We start from the raw sequence: 20,920 nt of genomic DNA, 5'->3' as shown, positions 1-20,920 counted from the left end.
GCCGTCGACCGTTATCTCGACCGGACCGGGCGTCAGGACCGGCGACGAAGCCGTCTAGGAGAACCGAGTCAGCCGCGATGATTTAGTTCATGACCTTCACCTTGTGCTACGAGCTCGCTGGCGAACAGATGCATATGTCACCCGGCGAACAGTGAATTCCGCCAGTGGTGTCCTGGATCGAGTGGACACCGACTGCGGATTCTTATGCCTCTGGTGAAGGGGCGCCGGGATCAGCGGCGCACTTCGCCGCGCCCGCTTGGCGCCGTAACCCGAAAAAGCAGTGGCCGCGCGGGCTCGGGGCCACATACGTTCGCCGCCATGATTGACGCAAATTTCGGGCATCCGCGCCTCGCCGCCATCTACGACCCACTCGATCCGGACCGCAGCGATCTAGACGCGTATCTCGCGATGGCAGAGGAGTTCGGCGCGCGGTCCGTGCTGGACATCGGGTGCGGTACGGGCGTGTTCGCGCTGTTGCTCGCCGAGCGCGGGATCACGGTCACCGGGATCGATCCCGCGCGGGCGTCCGTTGACGTCGCGCGGGGCAAGCCGGGCGCGGAGCGGGTGCGCTGGCTCGACGGCGACGCGGGGGACCTGCCACCCATGCAGATCGACCTGGTGACGATGACCGGGAACGTCGCCCAGGCGATCGCCGATCCGCAGGCATGGCGTACGACGCTGCGCGGCGCGTACGAGGCGCTGCGGCCCGGCGGGCGGCTTGTCTTCGAGACGCGCGATCCGGCGCAGCGCGTGTGGGAGGAGTGGGCGGAGTGGACCCGCGAGACCACGTACCGCATGACGGACATCCCGGGCGTCGGGCACGTCGAGACCTGGGCCGAGCTGACGGACGTGAGCCTGCCGCTGGTGAGTTTCCGGGGTACGCACGTGTTCGCTGCGGACGGGGACGTACTGACCTCGGAATCGACACTTCGCTTCCGCGAACGTACGGAGGTCGAGCGGGACTTGCACGAGCACGGCTTCGTCGTTGAGGACGTACGCGACGCACCCGACCGGCCGGGCAGGGAGTTCGTGTTCGTGGCGCGGCGCGATACCGCGGAGCCCGTCCCTCCCGGAATGCCCTAGAGAGCGGCCAGAGCAACTCGCTCGCCAGTTGAAGCGTTAAGTCACACTGACGGCTGGTCGTTCGCTGCGGTCACCGGAGGGAAGCGGGCTGACCGCCGAACGCCAGGAGTTTCGCGAAGGGTTACGGCTCCAGGCCGCGGAGCGGTTCGCTCGGGGTGAGGCGAGTGTGCTGATCGCCAAGGACCTGCGGTCAGCGTCCGGTCGATGCAGCGGTGGCGGCGGACATGGAACGAGGGCGGTCCGTGGTCTCAGGGGCCGGCGTCGCTGCCGAGGCCCAGCCAGAAGCAGTTCACGCAGCTGGAGGCGGACCTGGCCAAGGGCCCGGCTGGGAGGACCAACGATGGACGCTCGCCCGGATCAGGACGTTGATCAGCCGGTCTGGTCTACACGATAGTTCGGCTTGCCTAGATCAACCTCAGATAGCCTGACCACGCTAGATCAACTTTACCCATCCGAACGGGACAAACCCGTTGCCGTCAATGTGTGAAGGTGACACCGATGTTGAACTACGGCCTTGATATGTCCGGCATTGAGCTCGACGTTGCTCTGCCCGACTTGGTGGCTGAAGGGGATGAGCTCGACGCCCTGGTATCAGCGCAGGCCGACTGGTCGACGCCTACTCCGGCAGCGGGGTGGACGATCGCCCACCAGATCGCTCATCTTGCTTCAGCTGATGCGAACGTTCTCATCGCTATTCGGACCCCGGAGGCGTTCGACGCTGTGCTGAAGCAGGCGGAGGCCGCGGGCAGCCAATACGCTGATCTCGACGCCGCCGCGGGAGCGGCCAAACCGCGATCGGCGCTGCTGGAGCAATGGCGCGCCGGTCGAACCGAGGTGGCGGCGGCGCTACGTGACGTTCCCCTGGACCATGGGTTTCCGTGGTACGGCTCGCAGTTGACCACAGCCCTTATGGTGCCGCTTCGACTGATGGAAACGTGGGCTCACGGGCAGGACGTTTTCGATGCGCTGGGTGTCTCACACCGTCCGACGGGTCGGCTCCGGCACGTGGCCTCGTTGGGAGTGGTGGGGCGAGAGCTGTCGTTCTATGCTGCCCAATTGCCTGTTCCGGCAGAGCCGTTCCGTGTCGAGCTGACCGGTCCCGACGGCCAAAGCTGGGCATGGGGCCCAGAAGATGCCGCGCAACGGGTTCAGGGCAGTGCCCTCGACTTCTGCCTTCGAGTCACCCACCGCAGGTCCCGAGCCCAGACCGACCTCACGGCGGTCGGCGATGATGCGCAGACGTGGCTTGACATCGCTCGCGTTTTCCTCTGACGCCGGGCGCGGCCCCAGCCGGGGCCGCCCCCGTCGCAGACCGGTCGGCACTGCGTGACGCGCATCTCGCACGACGCCGAGACGACCTGCCACGCCGGCTTTCGCAAGGCGATCGCGGGCGCATCACCGACGCCCCTGACGACGCCTCCAGACCGCCGCGCTCGAAGAGCTCCGTGACTGCCACGAGCGCACCGGCATCGGCCTCATCCTGAATTGCCTCTGTGGCTCCCCATGGACAGGGACGTACCTGTGCCAGGGCGGTGCTAGGTTGCGGTGGCATGGCGACATCCTCCCGGCAGAAGCCGCCGTCCCTTTATGTGATCGATGAGGACTTCGTTCCGCCCGATCGGGGTGACGAGCAGGAAGGGCCTGAGTATGCGGTTCCCGCTGGTGATCCGGACGAGGCCGTACGGCTCTTCCACCACTACCGGCGGCTGATGGCGCAGATCCTCGGATACGAGGAGGAACTCCCCAAGCCCGCGAGCGAGGAGGACCTGGCCGCGGTGGAGGAGAAGCTCGGCGTTGTCCTGCCTCCAGACCTCCGCGCGCTGTACGGCATCGCCGACGGCGATGGTGACCTCGTCAACCCGCTGTTCGACCGGCACGAGTGGCTCCCCCTTTCCGAGATCGGCGAACAGGATGACGAGTGGCTCGACATCGCGCAGGAATGGCAGTACGAACCCTGGCGCCGGACAGTGTTCGATACCGAACCCCCGAATACCGTCCGCAGGTCGCCGCTGCGTCCGGGCTGGATCCGGTTCGCGTTCGACACCGGCGGCAACTGGCTCGCCGTGGACCTGGATCCCGGGCCGAACGGTCGTCCAGGACAGGTCATCAAGGTCGGAGTCGACTACACGAACGAGCCGACGTACGTCACCGACTCGGTGACCACGTTCCTGCGCCGTCTGGTGGAAGCGCTGGAACGCGGTGACTACCGCCATCACGACAGGAGCCTGTGGATCGACGCGGACCTGCCGGATCTGCCCGGCGAACACTCCACGTACAGCGACAGGCGGCCCTCCCTCGCGCAGGCCATGCAGGCCGGTCCACATGTGCAGGAGGTCCGGGTGGTCGACGTGGAGGATTGCGCGTTCCTCGCCGCGGTGCCCGACGTGTGTTCGCTGGCGCTGTCGAGCAAGGGTTCGCCCGACCTGACCCCACTTGGTGGCCGTCCGGTGGAGTATCTGGAGCTCGATGTGGAGTCGCCCGACCTGACGGCGCCGGCCCGAAACCGGGAGCTGCGTTCGCTGTCGATCACCTGCGCGCGGCCCGTCGAACTGGCTCCGCTCCGTACGGTGCCGAACCTGTGGGCGCTGGACATCGCGGCGGCATCCGTCGCCGACATCGCCACGGTGACCGAGCTGAAGGGACTGCGGTACCTGGAGGTGACCCAGGACCAATGGCGGGAGCTGTCGGAACTCGATGCCCTGCTGCCGCTGGCCGTCGTCGGCATCCACCCCCGCCGCCCCGAACGCGAGTGGCCGCTCTCAACAGACTGGGTCACCGTTCATGACGAGCCGCCTACGCCAACAGCCTGATCGGTGCCTGGGTGAGGGGCTCTCCCAGGGCCGCTGAGCAGGTGAGGGCGTCGTTGTTGCGGCGGGTCGGCCCGTGGTGGGCGACGGCGGTGTAGGTGTCCACGATCCTTGAGCCGTTGCTCCTTGACGGCGGCGATGACGTCCGCCGTCAAGGAGCAACGGGCCATGATGGCCGTGCGCGGTCGTAGCCGGGGAATCCTCGGCCGTCCACGCGGCTGGTCCGGCTAGGTGGTGCGCACCTCCACCTCGTCGGTGAAGGACCAGGCGCTGCCGGCCGGCTCGACGGTGATCCGGACGTAGCGGGCGGTGGTGTTCAGCCCGAGGAGACGGTACGTGCGGGCCTGGTCGGCGTCCCCGGCCGCGGGGGCGGCCACGGAACCGGCCGCCGTGTACGACGATCCGTTGGCCGACACCTCGTAGGTCACCTTCTTCGGCAAGAAGATGTAGACACTCTTGGTCTGCAGCCAGTCGCTGCGCAGCTCCTTGATCGTCTTCTGCGCGCCGAGGTCCACGGTGATCGAGTAGGTGGCGCCGGTGTTGCGGCCCTGCCAGGCGGCGTCGCCGTACGACGCCGTGCCGTACGCGCCGTCGGTCAGCTCGCCGCCGCCGTCGGGATAGGACGGGGAGGCGGCGAGCGACACCGTGTACGGCCGGCCCGCTGCCAGGTTGACCGGGTTGCTCGGCGCGGCCGGGGTCGTGGCGGAGGCCGAGCCGCTCGCGGCCGACTGGTTGCCGGCCGCGTCGAAGGCCCGCAGCGTGTAGGTGTAGGCCGTGGACGGGTCGAGCCCCGCGTCGGTGAAGGTGGTGGCCGTGCCGTACAACGTCTTGACCGGCGTGCCGTTCCTGGTGATCCGGTATCCGGCGATGCCCACGGCATCGGTCGCGGCGCTCCACGAGAGCGTGACGGTCAGCGGATCGGTGGTGGTGGCGGTCAGCCCGGAGGGCGCGGTCGCGGCGACGGTTCGCGCGGTCCGCGAGTCCGTCGTCCCGGTCGCGCTGGCGGACGTCCGTCACACCAACGGCGGCGACCCGGACCTGATCGCGGCGCTGCAGGCGGAAGGCCTGGTGGACGGCCTGGTGGCCTACGGCGGCTGGAACACCGCGGGCAACACGATCGGCTCGGTGGTCGCCGCGGCCGTGGCGACCGTCGTCGGGGACAGGGAGCACACCCTCGACCGCACGGCCGCCCGCCGCCTCCTGCTGCACCGCCTCACCGAGGACTACGGCTACCAGGCCGTCGTCCGCGCCGCCGGCCCCGACGCCGCCGCGGCCCGCGAGCGGCTCCAGCCGATCCTGCACGGGTTCGACCCGGACTGGACGATCGAAGACGTCACGTTCCCCTGGAACCGATCCTTCGAGATCGACTTCACGCTGGTACGGCGGGGCGGCCCGCACGATCGCTGAGAGCGTGAAGCCGTGCCCTCCTCAACCGGCTCATTTCAGAGATCCCCTCAGAGATCGCTGACGATCAAGTAAGCTCACCCGAATTCGGGGGCTTGATCAGTCAAATTCGTCGTGCCTGTTGGAGGACGATGGTGAACGGGGAAACGAACATGAGCCCGGAGGTGCGGCGGCTCGGATCGCCTGGCCTGGTCAGACAGTCGGACCTGCGGGCCGCGCTGACCATGCTGGCCGCAGGTCCGGCCGGGCTCGTGATCAACGGGGGCGCGGGGGCGGGCAAGAGCGCCCTGGCTCGCCAGGTGCTCGGGCGGCTTCAGGCCGATGGCTGGGGAGCGGCCGCCGTGGTGGGCAGATGGGCTCCGCAAACGCTGTTCCGAGGTGTCACAGAGGCCTTCTTAGGTTGGGGCGAGGAGCTCTCCCAGGAACAAGCGCGCATCATAGGGACCCTCGGCCTGGCTCCGTCGGACGACGCCATGTTGGACACGACCTGCCAACTCCTGAAGAGCTTCCCCCTCATCCTGCTCTTCGACGACCTGGGCCAGAACCTCGGCGGCACGGGCTACCTGGATCCCGGCTTCGGCGAGGTCTTCGACCGACTGTGCCAGGCCGCCGACCGGGGCCGGGTGCTGGTGACCAGCCGGACGCCGCTACCGCCGTCGACCGCGGGCAACCGGCTCGGTGTCCTGCGGCTCGACCCCTTGGACCTCACCGCGGGAACCGAGCTGGCAGCCGGACTGCCCTTCCTGTCCACAGTGGATCCGGCCACCCGCGAGCGAGTGGTCCGCGCGACCGCGGCGCATCCACGGTCCCTGCAACTGGTCGACGCCTGGCTGTCCGCGAACCCCGAGAGTGCGGGGGCGCGGCTCGCGGCCGTGACTCAGGGGGCCGCACCGCTCGACCTCATCATGGCCGAGCTGACAGGGCAACAGCGAGAGACCCTGCTCCAGGCCGCGATCTCCACCTTCCCCGTCACCGCGTACGACCTGGCCGTCGCCTGCGACACCAGCAAGCCGGACCGGAGGGAGCGCCCGAAGCCCAAGCGGGCGGCGCTCAACAGCGTGCAGGCCACCGCGGCCCGGCTCGCCGAGCTCGGGCTGCTCAACGTGTGGGAGGGGTGGGACGGGGACACCGTCTACTTCGCCGACCGCTGGATCGCGGAGATGCTGGCGCAGCACCAGGGCCCGGCGATCGCCGACCGTCACGAACGCGCCATGAACATGCACTACAGCCGGACACACGGCGACGGCACGTTCGACGACTACGTCGGGGTCTGCCGGCACCTGGTGGCGGTGGACGGGATGGGTGACCTGACACACTTCGTCCTCGCCGTCATCGAGAGCCTGGAGCCAGACTTCGAGTACGCGGGGATGGCACTCCTGGGAGAGATCGCGCCGTACGTGTCGGCGGCCAACGGCCACCACCGTCCCATCCGTGACAATCTGGTCGCCATGTTGATCCGGCACAACTTCCCGCGCGCCGCGCGAGAGGTGGCCGAACGGTCGCTGTCCGCCGTCAAGGAGTGGGCCGTCACCCACCCGCAGCGCGACGAGGCCAGGTTCTGCCTCGGCGCCGCGCACGACACCTGCGGCCAGGCCCGGTTCGCCGACGGCCGGTTGGGGGAGGCCGAGGCCGTGCTCACGGTCGCCGTGGACATCTACCACGAGCTCGCGGCCGAGCACCCGACCTTCATGGAAGCAGACCAGCGGCTCGCCAACTCGTTGCAGCACCTCGGCGAGGTCTATCGCGCGCTGGACCTGCCGGAGCACAAGGACAAGGAATACGAGATCTGGGCCGAGTGCTCTGCGATCCGTACCCGGCTCTTCCAGGCGAATACGAGCCCGGAAACGGCCATGGAGGCCGGCCTGGCCTTCCGGCGCCTCGCCGACCTGGCCAAGGGCAACGGCGATCGGGACAACGCGCTGAAACTGCTGAGCACCCGCCTCGCGATGACGGAGGCGATGGCGGACATGTATCCGTACGATGAGGAGCTCGCCGCGGAACTCGCCGGCGCGAGGGAGGACGTCGCCGCGCTCGACGCCTACACCACCGACGGTCCTGAGCGGCTGGGGCGTCCCGACGGGGAGTCCGGCGTGGCGACGGTTGTCGGGATCCTGAGGCAGGGGCCGTTCGCCTTCAATCAGTGGCGCGCCGACAACCCGGAGGAGGAACTCGACCTTTCCGGCGCCGATCTGCGCGGATTGGACCTCGACAAGATGGTCTTCGCCGGTGCCAACCTCGCCGGCGCGGATCTGTCGCGAGCCTCCGCACGCGGCGCCATCTTCTCCGGTGCCGACCTGACCGGCGCCAATCTGGCCGGCGCCGACCTCACCAGGGCGGGGTTCGGCTTCAGCGAGATGGTCAACGCGACCATCGCCTTCACTCGGCTGGGCAGTGCGATGATCCAGCCGGCGACCTTGACCGATGCGGTCTTCACCGGTGCGATCCTCGACCACACTTCGTTCCGTGAGTGTGACCTGGACGGCGTCGACCTGCGGGGATGCGACCTGAGCACGCTGGATCTCAAGCGCTCCGGCCTGGACGGCGCGATCACCGGCATGCCGTAGCACCGCCTGGTCACGGCGGGATCGCCGCGGTGGTCTCGCTGGTGCCGCGGCGGGACGGTGGCGGCCCTCACGCGTCGTCGAAGTCGGCTTCGAGCTGGTAGGCGACGTGCCCGCCGAGGTCTTGGTCGGGATGATTGTAACGCAGCGTGGTGGCGATGCCGGCGTGCCGGGCGGCGGCCTGCACCTTGTCGGGTGCGATGCCCAGGGCGAAGGCGTGGGTGATGTAGGTGGAGCGCAGCATGTGCGGATACAGTTGCGCGGCGCGCTCGGCAGGGATGCCGGGCTCGCGCACGCCGTGGCGCAGCCGTCCGTTCAGCGCGTCGTCCTTGTAGGCCTGCAGATGGTCCTCGGTGACGGCCAGCAGCCCGGCCGGGCGTTGCTGGGCGTCCAGCGTGTTCAGCCAGGCCAGGAACCCGGACAGGGCGGCCAGGTAGGTGCGGCGGGTCTCGGCGGTCTTGAGGCTCTGCAGCCAGGTCGCCGCCGCGTGCCACGCGACCGGGTCGAGAGCGTCGACGCGGTCGGCGTCGTGCCCGGCCACCTCGCCGCGATCGCCGCGGTGGCGGCGCGGCGGCAGCCCGGCGATCTCGCCGACGCTGCGCACCAGCGCTCCCGGCGGCGGCGCGACGTCCTGGTCGTGTACGCGCATGGCGGGCGCGGGCAGGCCGGGTTCCGCCGTGGCGTGGCCGGTGGGGCCGTGCGAGGCGTCGCCGGGCCGGAGGATCGCCGAGGGCTGCAGCGGTTCGGCGGGGCCGGGGCGGCGGTGGGCGGGGTGGTGTTCGCCGGCGGCGTCGTTCGAGGTCATGGCATGTTCACCGTGGGATGGTCCGTGGCGGACGTCAGCGGGCGGTCGCGCAGGTTCACGTCACCGCCGGTGATCACGGCGTCCGAACTGCAGCAATGCCTCACGACCGCCGCCCTACCTGGAGCATCTGGTGATCCTATATTGACCTCTCCCGGCCACTCTAATAACAGAGCACGCGCTCCAAAATGATGTACCCTGTGGGTTGTCCATTCTGACCAGAGCCATTACCGGAAGCAATGAAGCCGCGGCAGGACAACAGCGATCTGGGACAGGAATTCCATGCGAAAAGGGTTAGTCAGCGCTCTCTTGGCGGGTGTGATGCTCGCTACCGTGACCACCACGGCCGCCTCGGCCAAACCGGACCCCCAGCCGGCCGCCCCCACCCCGGTCAGCTGGGCGGCGTGCGGCGACCATGGCGGCGAGTGCGCCACGATCAAGGTGCCGGTCGACTACGCGAACCCCTCGGGCCCGACCCTTGACCTGGCGATCGGCCGGCTCAAGGCGCTCAATCCGGCCAAGCGGATCGGCGTGCTGATCGTGCACCCCGGCGGGCCCGACGCCTCCGGGATCAACCCGTTCATCCTCCGCAACGCCATCCCCGCCGAGAGCGCGCTGCGCCAGTACTTCGACCTGGTCAGCGTGGACCCGCGGGGCGTCGCCCGGAGCAACCCGATCCAGTGCGACCGGGACCTGGTGGAGCAGATGCCGGTCACCTACCCGGCCGACGAGAGCGAGTACGAGGCCTGGCTGGCCTACAACGCGAAGCTGTCGCAGAACTGCCGCGAGCGCACCGGCCCGGTGTTCGACCACGTGGACACCACGAGCGCCGCCCGTGACGTGGACGCCATCCGCGCCGCGCTGGGCGAGCGGCAGATCAGCTTCTTCGCCATCTCGTACGGCACCCAGGTCGGCCAGCAGTACGCGGAGCTGTTCCCGCGCAACCTGCGGGCCATGGCGATCGACTCGAACATGGACCACAGCATCACCTCCGCCTTCCGCTACCTGCAGACGACCACCGAGGACTTCGAGGGCTCGTTCAAGGCGTTCGTCACGTGGTGCGGCGAGACGCAGGCCTGCCCGCTCAACGGCGAGAACGTCACGGCGATCTGGGACGGGCTGCACCGCAAGGCGGCCGAGGGGACGCTGAAGGACCCCTCCACCGGTGAGCCGATCACGGCCGAGCAGTTGCGCATGTTCCTGTTCGACGGCATGTACGACCCGGCGGGCAACTGGTTCGAGGTCGCGACGACCCTGGAGGCCCTCGATGCCGGCAAGCCCGCCACCCTCCGCGCCTTCGCCACGCCGAAGGCGGAGACCGTCAGCTACGCCTACCCGGCCATCTGGTGCTCCGACTGGAAGTGGCAGATCAGCAGCTTCAGGGAGCTCGACCAGTACCGCAAGGCGCTCGAGGCGCTCTACCCGCACACCAAGCTCTCACCGTTCTGGTCGGACGTCGTCTACTGTCTGGGCTGGCAGGGCAAGGTCACCAACCCTCAGCACCGGCTGGACATTTCGGGAGCCCCGCCGGTCCTGCTGCCCAAGGCCCGCCGCGACGTCGGCACCCCGGCGGCCTGGAACTACGCCGCGGCCGCGCAGATCCCCAACGTGAGGATCCTCGAGTACGACGGCGTGGGCCACGGCCAGTACCGCAACAGCACCTGCGCCCGCAATCACATCGAGACGTACCTGACGAGCCTGAAGCTGCCGCCGAACGGCACGCACTGCGCTCCCGAGTACCCCTCGCAACCGCCCACCTCCGTGCGCCGCCCCCAAGAGGAGCGGCCGCTCTCGGTGACCGCCAGGCCCCTGCACTGAACTGGCCAACTTTGACGTCGAATCAGGAGTTTTGAATGTTTCGCGAATCTCTGTCGGTCGTGCTTGCGACGGCCTCCGTCATGACTCTGCAGGCGCTCGCGTCAGCGCCGGCGAACGCGAGTGCGTACGGCTGCACCGGCTCGCTGGTGCGCAGCTGGCCCCTGCCGCTGAAAGACGCGATAACCAAAAAGACCTACTACCGGAGTGACATCAAGCTCTACTACAACGCGAGAACCGGCTGGAACTGCGCCGTCCTCGCCAAGCGTCCCGGCCTCCCTCGGTACGGCGTGCGCACCCCGATGGACATCTACATGGAGAACGACCTCATGGCCGACGACTACGTGAAGAACGTGAAGGGCAAGAGGGACTCCGATGGCGGGAGCTTCAAGTACTACGCGGGTCCGGTGAAGGTCTACGGCAAGAACCTCTGCGTGACCATCAAGGCCCAACACGATGACGCCGAGGACAACGGCGGCAAGCCCACGTACAACGGCCGTCTCTGGCTCCTCAGGGTGGCTTGCCACTGAACCACCGATCCGGCGTGCTTCCTGTACGCGCCCGCAGGAAGCACGCCGGCACAAGACGGCGCCTCGCGCATGAGGCCCGCGGGAGCGGTCGGCGGCAGCCTGGCCGCGGGGACATCCGTGAGATCATTTCCTACGATCAGCCCGGCGGCGTCGAGGCGTGAGATCGAAAGGTTGCGGACATGCTGCGTACACATCTGGCCGTTCTGGCCGCGGCAATCGTCGGAGCTTCCCTGCTGTCCACGCTCAACCCGCGACCTGCCGTAGCCGCCTCAGCGATGACCTGCTCGGCGGTCGTGCCGGTGTACGGCATCGATGACGGGGGAAAACTGCGCTGGTACGGCCACCGCGCCGGCGCCTCCGGCGAGGATTCCTGGGTCGCTGACAGCGGCAAGGAGATCGGCTACGGCTGGAACACGCTGGCCAGGGTGTTCTCCGGCGGCAACGGCGTGATCTATGCGGTCGACGGCGACGGGGACCTGAAATGGTACCGTCACCTGGATCCGGCGACCGGTGAGCGCGGCTGGGCTCCCGGCGAGCGCACAGTCATCGGCCACGGCTGGGGCGACTTCGTCGACATCGTGTCGGCCGGTTCCGGGGTCATCTACGCACTCGACAAAGCAGGCGACCTGCACTGGTACCGCCATCTTTCGCCGACAACCGGCGAGGCCCAGTGGGCAGCGGGGAGCGGCAAGGTCATCCGTTCGGGCTGGACAGCGATCACCACCCTGATGACCGGGCGCGACGGCATCCTGTACGGCGTGAACACCAAGGGACACGTCCGCTGGTACGACCACACCGATCCGGTCGCAGGCGGCACCACCTTCGGCCCGGGCACGGGACTGGTGACCGGCGAGGGCTGGAAGGATTACCGCAGTCCGTCCGGCGCCGGAGCGGGAGTCGTCTACGCGCTCGACGCGTCCGGCCGGATGTGGTGGCAGCATCATGCCGACCCCCTCGCCGGGGCACCGGTCTGGCAGGACCGCCGCCCCTTGAAAGAAGGATTCACCTCCTTCACCACCCTGTTCGCTGACGCCACCGCCTGCTCGCCGGGACAGTCCTTCACCGGTTACTCCCCCGGCGGATCCGGCCAGAGCCTCTACTACAGCCAAGGCCGGGTCGGCGCTGTCCTGACCGAAGGCGCCCGAACCGCCGTCACCTACGGCCAGCAGCGTAAGTTCGCCGAGGCAACGACCGAAGCGACCGTCTCGACCCGGGCCTGGGTCCGCCTGCTGCCCGGCCCGTGGTCACCCTCTGCGCCATGGGCGGCCTCATGGCCGGCGGCCAACATCGCCAGGACCGACGAGGATCTGCTGGACATCGCCACGCAGTACCTCGCGGATGCCCCCGCCAAGGTCCGTGACGGCCTGCGCTACGCGGGCGACGCCCACTACGGCCCCTTACTCCCGGACGGCACCCGGGAAGAGGGCTCGGACTTCAACGACTACCTCGGCCTCACCTGGACCTACGACGACAGGATCGACCCCCCGGAAGCCCGCCAGTTGGAATCGCTGGACTGTTCCGGTTTCGTCAGAATGGTCCTTGGCTACCGCGGCGGATACCCCCTGGGCATCGGCGACACGCTGAGCAAGTCCGCACTCCCCCGCCGAGCCGTACAAATGGCCGATGAGAACGCCCCGGGGGTCACTGTGGTCGACGGCGGAACGGCCAAACCCACGTCCTACGCGGAGCTGCAGACGGGCGACCTGCTGTTCTGGGACGCCAGCACGGACGACGGCACAGCCCTCGACCATGTCGGCATTTATCTGGGAATCGACTCCACCGGCAAACACCGGTTCATCTCCAGCCGCAAGACGGTCGACGGTCCTACGCTGGGCGACGAAGGCGGCCCCTCGACCCTCGACAGCGCCACGCTCTACGACCACTCATGGCGCAAGGCCAAGCGCGCCTGACCGCTGCGGTCTGTTACGAAGTCGCAGCTCGGCCGAGGGCCGGCCGTACGTCGATGACCCGCATGCCCGCAGCCAGCGCCGCAGCCGCTCCCTCATCGGTGTCCTCATAGGCCACGCAGTGCGCCGGGTCGACCTCCAGCCGCTCGGCGGCGAGCACGTACACATCCGGAGCGGGCTTGCCGTACCGGACATCGTCGCGGGTGACGACCGCGTCGAACAGCGGACGCAGGCCCGTGGCCCGCAGCCCCTCCTCCACTCCGCGCCGCGAGCCGCCCGACGCCACCGCCAACGGCACCCGCCCGTGTTGCGCCCGGGCCACAGCCGCCACCGGCTCGTGCGGCTCCACCACGCCGACGAGCCGGCTGTAGGCGTCGAGCGCGGCAGCGCGCACGGCGGCGTGGTCGAACTCCCGTCCGGTCTCCGCCGTCAGCTCGGTCATCAGGGCATCAGCGGGCAGTCCGGTGCGGGCGCGATACCACCCGGAGTCGAGCTCGATGCCCCACTTCCCCAGCGCCGTTCTCCAAGCGCTCTCGTTGGCGGCGGCCGTGTCGAGGAGGGTGCCGTCACAGTCGAAGATCAGAGCGGCGTACGGTGGATCCGGGTTGAGCATGGGCACACCTGCGAGTCGGGGGACACAATGGCTGCTCCAGCTTAGAGGGGCCAACGTGATGAGATGAGGCGCCGCTCGGTGTCAGAGCGTCATGAAGCGCTCGCTCTCCGGTCGCTGGGGGTCTGGAAGCCGGTGAGGCCGGGCGTGTCGTCCGTGGTCAAGACGATCTGGTTGAGCACCAGCCCGGCCTCGCGAGGCGCCAGCGAGATCGTGTGCTCACCCGGCCCGAGCGCCAACGCGGCCGCGGCGACGCTCGTGCTGCCGTACCAGGTCTCGAACCCGGTCTCCGGCCCGGACTTGTTCGACTGGTATCTCCACCGCCCATCGATAAGCACGTGGTAGGAGTCGGCGTCGGCGTTCGGGTTGCTCGTGTTGACGAACAGGTAGTACGTGCCACCGGTCCGGATGTCGACGGTGAAGTCGAGCCGCGGTGGTGCTCCCGCCGCGGAGCTCCCGTTGACCTTCTGCGTCGGGCCCGCCCCGAACAACGCCTCGGCCTGGGCCGCCGTGGTCGCCAGCCACTGCGCCTTCGCGCCGGCGTCGGCCGGCGGGACGGCCTGGAGACCGTTGCGGGCCAGTGCCCAGCCGTGCGTCCCGTTGTTGCTGTCGACCGCGTTGGCGAAAGCACTCTTCTCCAACGCGTCGGCCGCGTCGAAGACGACCGAACCGTCCCGCTCCAGATAGGCGCCGACCGGCGCCCCCGCAGCCCTGCCCACCGTGACAGGCACCACCCACGCCTCACCACGACCGGCGGTGACGGAGACCTCGGCCGTCCCGACCCGGTGTCCGGTGACCCGCACCTGACCGTTCTGCACCGCGACCGACACGGCGGTCTCGTTGTCGGAGGCCGCGGACACCACATCCCGCACGCCCTCGACCGTGCTCGTCTCGCCTGCCGACGTCCGGATCGCGGGCAGCCGGCGCAGCTCCGGCATCGTGTCAGGACGAGGCGCCACGATGGCCCTCTGGGGTGCGGCGATGTTGTTCGGGCTCTCGGGCGGGCCGACGAGGCCGTCACCGACCGAGCCGGCGCGGGTCTCGATGATGATCCGGTCGAAGAGGATCGCCGCGTCCGAGCGGTAGACCACGAGGTCGTGCCACCCCGGCGTGGTCACCTCGACGGTGAAGTTCAGGGGTTCGATTCCATGCATGACGTTGAATCCCCAGGTGCTGGTGCTCGTACCGGCGACGGAGTTGCCGCGCAGCAGGCTGGGGGCCTGGTCGTCGAGTCCGATCGCCGTGCGCGCGGTTCGCGGCGTGCCGCCGTCCTCTGTGCCTTCGTTCAGCGTCGGAATCCGGTAGAAGGTCCCGGTGAACCTCCCGGTGGAGGTGAAGTAGACCCGGTATCTCAGGCGGGCGGTCGTCTCGAAGCCGGAGTCGACCCGGGCCGCGATCTCCGGGAAGCTGCCCATGGACGCCCCGCGCTGCCCCACGCCCTCAAGGGGGGCCCACCGGCTCCCGTCGGCGCCGCGCACGTTCTCGGAGAAGTGCTCGGCCTCGATGGCCACGTATCCGTTGGCCTCCAGGTGCGCCGGCTCGGCGACCCGGCGCAGATCCACGGCTGCCCGCTCCGCGTCGACCGTGAACGTCGCGACCGGGTCGCCGGTCTTGGCGCCGTCGACGGCGTTGAAGACTTTGATCGTCCCCGTCGTGGCCGGGTGGTTCCTGGCGACCGTCACCGTGACGCGTTGCTCTGTCGCGGTCGTGCCCGAGCGCCGGGAAAGGGCGATCCACGGAGCGTCGGCCTCGGCGACCCACTCCTGCGGGTCGGTTACGTCGTCCCGGGAGAACACGTCGAAGAACCGCTTGTCGTCGGGCGCGGCCGAGTTGAACCTGAGCGTGCCGCGGCCAGGCTCCCTGCTCCCCTCGGCGGCGGCGCCCACCGCATCGGTCGGTGTGGCCACCCGGGCATACCGGTCGTTGGTGAGCATGACGGCGCCCTCGTTCGGGAAGCCTTCGGGATGGCTGTGGCCGATGGCGTGGTCCCACTTGCCGCCGCTGATCGTGTTCCAGTAGTCCTCGTCGGTGAAGATGCGCTCACGGGCCTGCTTCGAGAGCAGTTCGTAGCTTCCCGCGCTGGCGTAGCGGCCTTGGGCGGCAGCGAGCTGGTTCTTCCAGTAGTAGCCGATCTGCTCTGCCATGTTGCGATAGGACCGGATCCGGTGGAGCACCTGTTGATAGAACGCGGAGCGATAGCGCGGGTCGAGCTTCGCGGAAGCATCCTCGAGAATCGCCACCAGCTTGCCGGACTCGTTGATGTAGCGCTGGAGCTCGTCCCCGTCCGAGGTGGCGCTGAACGGGAAGACCTGACCGTTGTGGATCCTTCCCGAGTTCGCGTTGGACGAGTTGATCTCCCCCCAGAACTCGGCGCGCTTGGTGTTCTCGAGCGCATCGAACCTTTCCAGCGCGTCGGCGACCACGGCCGCGTTGGCGCCCCTCAGCCGGAAGTCCCGCTGCACGTGCTCGGTGAGGAACCTGCTCGCGATGTTCGTGTCGTCATAGCCCTTGACGTCCCACGCGAGCTTGGCGAACAGGTCGAGCTTGATCTCGCCGGGCTTGATGTCCCCGACGTTGAGGATCCAGTAGCGCCCCGCACCGGAACTCCACGCCCGACGCAGCTGCTGCACCATCAAGGACATCGGCGTCGAGTTCAGCCACAGGTAGCTCTTCGGCTCGCCCCAGTAGGAGATGTGGTAGTAGACGCCGTTCCCTCCGGAACGGGCGGCTTCGGTACGGGTGGGCACCTGGCGCAGATAGCCCTGGTTGTCCTCGGCCCACATCAGGGTCACGTCGCCGGGGATGTGGTCCTTCAGCCCGGCGTTGTAGAGATCGTTCATCTCCTTGTAGGGGATGAACACCTGCGGCACGGCGTCGACGCTGCCGTAGACCGCGGCGATCAGCTTGCGCTGCTCGCGGATGACGTCGGCCAGCATCTCGATCTTGTCCTTGAACCCGTACGGGTTGCCGGGCGTGAACACCGGATCGCTGTCGTGCACACCGCGGATACCCAGGGCGAGGATGTTCTCGAAGGCGGCGTTGGCGACCACCCGCTGGCGCCAGTACTCCAGGATCGCGGGCTTGTTGATCGAATAGTCGAAGGCCGCCACGGCGTCCGGGCCCTTGATGTCGAGCGCGTCCTTGTTGCGGGCGTACCACTGCCGCCACTCGCCCTCGTTGTTGCGCAGCATCAGCTCCGCGTGGGAGGAGGATGCGACCACGCCGAACGCTGCCGCCTCGCGGGCGTTGACCGGGGTCCCCTGGTCGTACGTCCCGGTGTCGGTGACCGCGTTGAACGCCCTCGAAGCCAGGTGCATCGCCGGCCACAGGGTGTTCAGCCCGAGCCGCAGCATCAGCTCATAGACATGCCGGTAGTAGTTGACGTCAGGCGTGCCGTTGGCGGTGGGGAACTTCTTCTTCGCCCACGCGACGGTGCGTTCTTCGTCGTTGACGAAGATTCCGCGGTACTTGACGTCCGGCCCGTCGTCGGCCCGGGCCTTGCCTGAGACCTTGATGTCATCGCGCTTTTTGACCGGTACGTCGCTGTACCAGTACCACGGCGAGACGCCGATCTCCTCGGAGATCGAGTAGATCCCGTAGATCGTCCCGCGGGCATCGCTGCCCGCGATCACCAGTGCGTTGTCGACCCCGGGGACCGGGTTCTTGATGGTCTTGGTCGCGTACGCCTCCCACCTGCCCTTGATCCCGGCGGCCTCCTCGAACTTGCCGGCTCCGACGATCCCGTCGATCAGCCGGCTCTGACCGATCTGGCCGACGATGATCGCGGTCTTCTGACCCGCGGCCCCGGTCAGCAGAGCCGGGAGCTTGCTCCGGTCGGCCTTCGCCAGCCGCGCCTCCTTGGCCGGCTCATCGTCGGCGAACAGGCTCTGCACCTCACCGGGATCGATCGCCCCGGTCACCATGGCGACGTCCTGGCGCAGGTCCTGAACCGCGCGGCGCACCTGCTTGTAGTCCCGATCGGCGTGATCGCCGCCATAGGACGGGTCGATCAGGATCGGAGCGGTCGTACGGCCGTTGAAGATGGTGAAGTCGGTCGATGCCGCCTGCGCCGGTGTCACCCCGACCGACGTCAGCGACGCGGCCAGCAGAGCGCTGGCCGTCACAGCCGCGTACCACCGCCTGGCCCGACCCGAGATACCGCGCTCGTCGTGCTGCACACCTCGACCTCTTTGCCCGGGCTGCGACACTCCGCGCTCCTCTCGTCCGAGACGTCATCGAGTGGCCGGCATGATCGCAACGTAGGTACCTTGCGACAAGTTCTGCAAGGTGTTGCCAAAATTTCCACTTTCGTGGCTAGATGCGTTCGTGGAGCCCACCATCTTCGACGTCGCGCAAGCTGCGGGCGTGGTCGCGTCGACGGTCTCCCGGGCGTTCAACAAGCCCGGCCGGGTCAACGAAGCGACGCGACAGCGGATAGTCGCCGCCGCCGCGCAGCTCGGCTACCAGCACAGACCGCAGAACCGCGCTCTTCCGGGTCTACGCCACCGCACCATCGCCATGGTGCTCTCCGACATCACCAATCCCCACTTCTTCGAGCTGATCCGGGGCGCGGAGCAGCGCGCGAAGGCGTCCGACGTCACTCTGGTGATCGTCAACGCCGAGGAGTCCCGGCGCATCGAGGAGAACCAGATCCGCGACCTGTCCGCCGGCGTGGACGGGTTCGTGCTGGCCTCCAGCCGACTCGACGACGAGGTCCTGCGCGACCTCGCCAAACTGCACCGGATCGTCCTGTTCAACCGGGAGCTGCCCGGGTTGACCAGCGTGACGTTCGACACCGGCGCCGGCTGCCGGCAGATCCTGGAACACCTGGCCTCGCTCGGGCACCAGACCCTCACCTACTGCGCCGGGCCACCCAGCTCCTGGATAGGCGCGGCGCGCTGGGCGGCACTGAGCGCCGGGGCCGAAACGCACGGTCTGACGGCGCACCGGATCGGTCCGTACGCCCCCAACGTCGCCGGCGGCGGGGCCGCCGCCGACGGAGCACTGCGCACCGGCGCGACGGCGGTCGTGGCCCACAACGACCTCCTGGCGATCGGCATCATCCGACGCCTCGCCCAGCGCGGTGTTCGAGTCCCGGCCGACATCAGCGTGATCGGGTTCGACGACATCTTCGCCGCCGACTTCGTCCATCCCTCGTTGACCACCCTGGCCGGGCCCGGCTCGCACGCCGGTCGGCTCGCGGTGGAGCCTTTGATCGAGCAGTTCGCCGCACGATCACAACGCGAGGGCGAGGCGATCCGTCTGCCTACCGAACTGGTGCTTCGCGAGTCATCCGGCCCAGCGAAACACCGCACCTGAGCGTCGGAGGCGTGTTGTCAGGCGAACCCCATGTGGCCTTGCCGCCTGGCCGGCCATGGACACCGACGTCGCTGACGTGGAGGCCGACGCGGGCGCGGTTCACGGCCCATCCGCGGGCGCGGCGCAGGGTCGCGGCGTCCGGGGTCGGTTGGTAAGTGCTGTAGAAGCGGTTGGCGGTGCCGTCCACGGTGAGGACGTTGGCCGGATGCAGGTCGCCGTGGAGCCATGGCGCCGAGCCTGCCCAGTCGGGAGCGGCGGCGGCGTCTTCCAGACCGCGCGGACGGCGTCCGGGTCTGGGATGAGCCCCATCTCAGTGGCCTCGGCGAGCTGCTGGGCGACCCACTCGGAGGAGCCGACCATCGGCCCTCCGCGCCCCCGCCGACGGTGTCCACCCCTTCCGGGGCGGGTTAGTGAAGAGCGGTCAGGAAGGCGGCCAGGGCGTCGCCCGTCTCCGCGCCGCGTGTGACGGGGGCGCGGTCGGCGGGCTCGCCCGGCACCCAGGTGTGCTCCTTGCGCAGCTGATCGTCCGCGTCCTGTGTCGCCCAGGGCAACCTGACGGCGAGGTCGTCGCCGAGCCGCCACAGCTGGTTGTCCCAGCCACGCGCGCCGAGCCTCACCGGGTAATCGGCAAGGTCAGGGTGCTGTCACGCAGCAGCTCCCCGGTGATCTCGATCTCGGTATGCGTCATGCGGACCAGCGGTAGCCGAGTGGCAGCCGACCCAATTCCGCCCGCTGGACGATCATAAGGACGCGGGCGTCTGGACTTTGTTCACACGGTGTCAGACCAGGAGACCCAGGGTTGCGGTGCGTTTCCCAGGCTGTCAGATGCCGGTTTTTCCTCCTGCGCGAACCGGTTGGTCGGCGAGGGCTTGCCGGTCCTGCTCGGGTATGGGTCGTAGGAGGGCGATCATCGGCTCGAGCACCTCCGACGCGTGGCTGCGGGACATGCGGGTCGCCCTCGCCTACGACGACGTGGACCCGTGAGCGAACCCCCGCCGTACAGGGTGTGCATTGTGTACACGTATGGCGCCCAGCGACAGGGACCTGGCCGCCCCGGACGCGGCCGCACCCGAGACGGCAATCGGGCAGCCGCCGGCGGAGCGAACTGGGCATCCGTGAGGCGCGCGAGCAGCTCGCCGACGCGCCCGCTACCTGGCTGAGATCACCTACCTGACCAAGCACCGCACCCGCATCGCCGCGGTGATGCCCGCCGACGCGGCCCGCTCCCGAAGCCGCGCTGGCTACCGTCCTGTCCGCGCCTACCTCGCGACGTCCAGACCTGCCCCGCGAACGCCTGTACAAGGCCTTCGTGGGCCCGTTGCCTTTTCCAGCGACCAGGGAAAGGCAGGCTGTGATATGATCATTTTGTCATGAATAGTCATGACACATCCCAGCCTTGCGTGGTGCTCTCCGGCGACGCCGACAGCCCCGCCGCCCGCTTCGTCACCGCGATGAACTCTGGCGATCCCCAGGCTCTCGACCACGTCTACGAGGACGACGCCGTCCTCGTCCCGGTCCCCGGCCAACCCGTCACCGGCCCCGCCCGGCTCGCCGCCAACCGGCACCTGCAGAGCTTCGGGCTCCCGATCGAGGCCCGCCCGAAGCACGTGTACGTGTCCGGCGACATCGCCCTGCTCATCGTCGACTGGTCGATGCGCGGCACCGCGCGCGACGGCACCGAGATCGACATGAGCGGCACCGCCACCGACGTCGTCCGCCGAGGCCCGGACGGGCAATGGCGCTACGTCATCGACAACCCCCATGGCACCGCCTGACCAGGGTCAAAGCCGCGACAGCTCAGCCGCGCGCCCCTGTTCCGGCGAGGGCTCCGGAGGGGTCCGCCTGAACACCGCGGTGACGGCCGTCGCCGCGAGCAGCACGAGGGCGAGCCCGAACGCGAGCGCCGCCGCGGCGTTCGCGTTCGGGCCGCCGCCCCAGGCCGTGGAGGAAGACGCTGCCGAGGACGGCGATCCCCGGCGCGGGGGGGGGCGCGCGGGGGGCGCGAGTGAGGGCCGGGGGCCGGCCGCGGCGCCCAGGAGCGGGGGGCGGGCCCGGGGGGGGGGGTGAGGCGCCGCGCGCGAG

15 protein-coding genes are annotated in these 20,920 nt (G+C 68.9%); 10 read left to right on the top strand and 5 right to left on the bottom strand.

All coding sequences use genetic code 11. The features are described 5' to 3' along the window. Positions 1-318: 318 nt before the first annotated feature. The 3 genes from AB0J87_RS37770 (at position 319) to AB0J87_RS37760 (ending at position 3,893) form a co-directional block, all read left to right on the top strand. Entirely contained in the window at positions 319-1,083 is a 765-nt protein-coding gene (locus AB0J87_RS37770) for a class I SAM-dependent methyltransferase (protein WP_363973491.1), read from the top strand. A 498-nt stretch (positions 1,084-1,581) separates the two neighbouring features. Continuing rightward, positions 1,582-2,355, top strand: a complete 774-nt coding sequence (locus AB0J87_RS37765; RefSeq protein ID WP_363973488.1) for a TIGR03084 family metal-binding protein — start codon at positions 1,582-1,584, stop codon at positions 2,353-2,355. Between the two features lie 278 nt (positions 2,356-2,633). Further along, the gene (locus tag AB0J87_RS37760) at positions 2,634-3,893 is read left to right on the top strand and encodes an SMI1/KNR4 family protein (RefSeq protein WP_363973485.1); all 1,260 of its coding nucleotides are present in this window, start codon (positions 2,634-2,636) and stop codon (positions 3,891-3,893) included. A 224-nt stretch (positions 3,894-4,117) separates the two neighbouring features. Here AB0J87_RS37760 and AB0J87_RS37755 read toward each other — a convergent pair whose 3' ends face one another. Then, complete coding sequence (locus AB0J87_RS37755) at positions 4,118-4,804, bottom strand: discoidin domain-containing protein (RefSeq protein WP_363974056.1); 687 nt, start codon at positions 4,802-4,804, stop codon at positions 4,118-4,120. Between AB0J87_RS37755 and AB0J87_RS37750 the strand changes: the two genes are divergently transcribed. Beyond that, on the top strand, positions 4,758-5,297 hold the full coding sequence (locus AB0J87_RS37750; protein WP_363973482.1) for a DUF4127 family protein: 540 nt from the start codon (positions 4,758-4,760) through the stop codon (positions 5,295-5,297). The two genes, AB0J87_RS37755 and AB0J87_RS37750, sit on opposite strands and share 47 nt — an antisense overlap. 128 nt (positions 5,298-5,425) lie before the next feature. Next, complete coding sequence (locus AB0J87_RS37745) at positions 5,426-7,858, top strand: pentapeptide repeat-containing protein (RefSeq protein WP_363973479.1); 2,433 nt, start codon at positions 5,426-5,428, stop codon at positions 7,856-7,858. A 67-nt stretch (positions 7,859-7,925) separates the two neighbouring features. Here AB0J87_RS37745 and AB0J87_RS37740 read toward each other — a convergent pair whose 3' ends face one another. Next, positions 7,926-8,660, bottom strand: coding sequence for a tyrosine-type recombinase/integrase (locus AB0J87_RS37740; RefSeq protein WP_363973476.1), 735 nt, complete (start codon positions 8,658-8,660; stop codon positions 7,926-7,928). A 330-nt stretch (positions 8,661-8,990) separates the two neighbouring features. Here AB0J87_RS37740 and AB0J87_RS37735 point away from each other — a divergent pair, with 330 nt between their 5' ends. The 3 genes from AB0J87_RS37735 to AB0J87_RS37725 all read left to right on the top strand — a co-directional run bounded on the left by AB0J87_RS37735 (position 8,991) and on the right by AB0J87_RS37725 (position 12,912). After that, positions 8,991-10,475, top strand: coding sequence for an alpha/beta fold hydrolase (locus AB0J87_RS37735; protein ID WP_363973473.1), 1,485 nt, complete (start codon positions 8,991-8,993; stop codon positions 10,473-10,475). An 80-nt stretch (positions 10,476-10,555) separates the two neighbouring features. Then, positions 10,556-11,002 (top strand): hypothetical protein, encoded by a 447-nt coding sequence (locus tag AB0J87_RS37730; RefSeq protein WP_363973471.1) that lies wholly within the window; start codon positions 10,556-10,558, stop codon positions 11,000-11,002. A 179-nt stretch (positions 11,003-11,181) separates the two neighbouring features. Next, entirely contained in the window at positions 11,182-12,912 is a 1,731-nt protein-coding gene (locus AB0J87_RS37725) for a tachylectin-related carbohydrate-binding protein (RefSeq protein WP_363973468.1), read from the top strand. A 13-nt stretch (positions 12,913-12,925) separates the two neighbouring features. On the opposite strand, the gene AB0J87_RS37720 is transcribed toward AB0J87_RS37725, so the two are convergent. Then, a complete protein-coding gene (locus AB0J87_RS37720) occupies positions 12,926-13,522 on the bottom strand; it encodes an HAD family phosphatase (RefSeq protein ID WP_363973465.1) in 597 nt (198 codons plus the stop codon). A gap of 89 nt (positions 13,523-13,611) precedes the next feature. Then, positions 13,612-17,643 (bottom strand): glycosyl hydrolase 115 family protein, encoded by a 4,032-nt coding sequence (locus tag AB0J87_RS37715; protein WP_363973462.1) that lies wholly within the window; start codon positions 17,641-17,643, stop codon positions 13,612-13,614. A 202-nt stretch (positions 17,644-17,845) separates the two neighbouring features. Between AB0J87_RS37715 and AB0J87_RS37710 the strand changes: the two genes are divergently transcribed. Continuing rightward, positions 17,846-18,838 (top strand): LacI family DNA-binding transcriptional regulator, encoded by a 993-nt coding sequence (locus tag AB0J87_RS37710; RefSeq protein WP_363973459.1) that lies wholly within the window; start codon positions 17,846-17,848, stop codon positions 18,836-18,838. Between the two features lie 407 nt (positions 18,839-19,245). Here the strand turns inward: AB0J87_RS37710 and AB0J87_RS37705 are convergent, their stop codons facing one another. Then, complete coding sequence (locus tag AB0J87_RS37705) at positions 19,246-19,455, bottom strand: hypothetical protein (RefSeq protein ID WP_363973456.1); 210 nt, start codon at positions 19,453-19,455, stop codon at positions 19,246-19,248. A 753-nt stretch (positions 19,456-20,208) separates the two neighbouring features. Here AB0J87_RS37705 and AB0J87_RS37700 point away from each other — a divergent pair. Then, complete coding sequence (locus AB0J87_RS37700; protein ID WP_363973453.1) at positions 20,209-20,613, top strand: nuclear transport factor 2 family protein; 405 nt, start codon at positions 20,209-20,211, stop codon at positions 20,611-20,613. The last annotated feature ends 307 nt before the right edge of the window (positions 20,614-20,920 follow it).

Source organism: Nonomuraea sp. NPDC049625 (genome assembly GCF_040675285.1).
Lineage (GTDB): Bacteria > Actinomycetota > Actinomycetes > Streptosporangiales > Streptosporangiaceae > Nonomuraea > Nonomuraea angiospora_A.
Note: the sequence above shows the minus strand (reverse complement) of the source record. Positions and strands in the feature narration are given on the sequence as shown.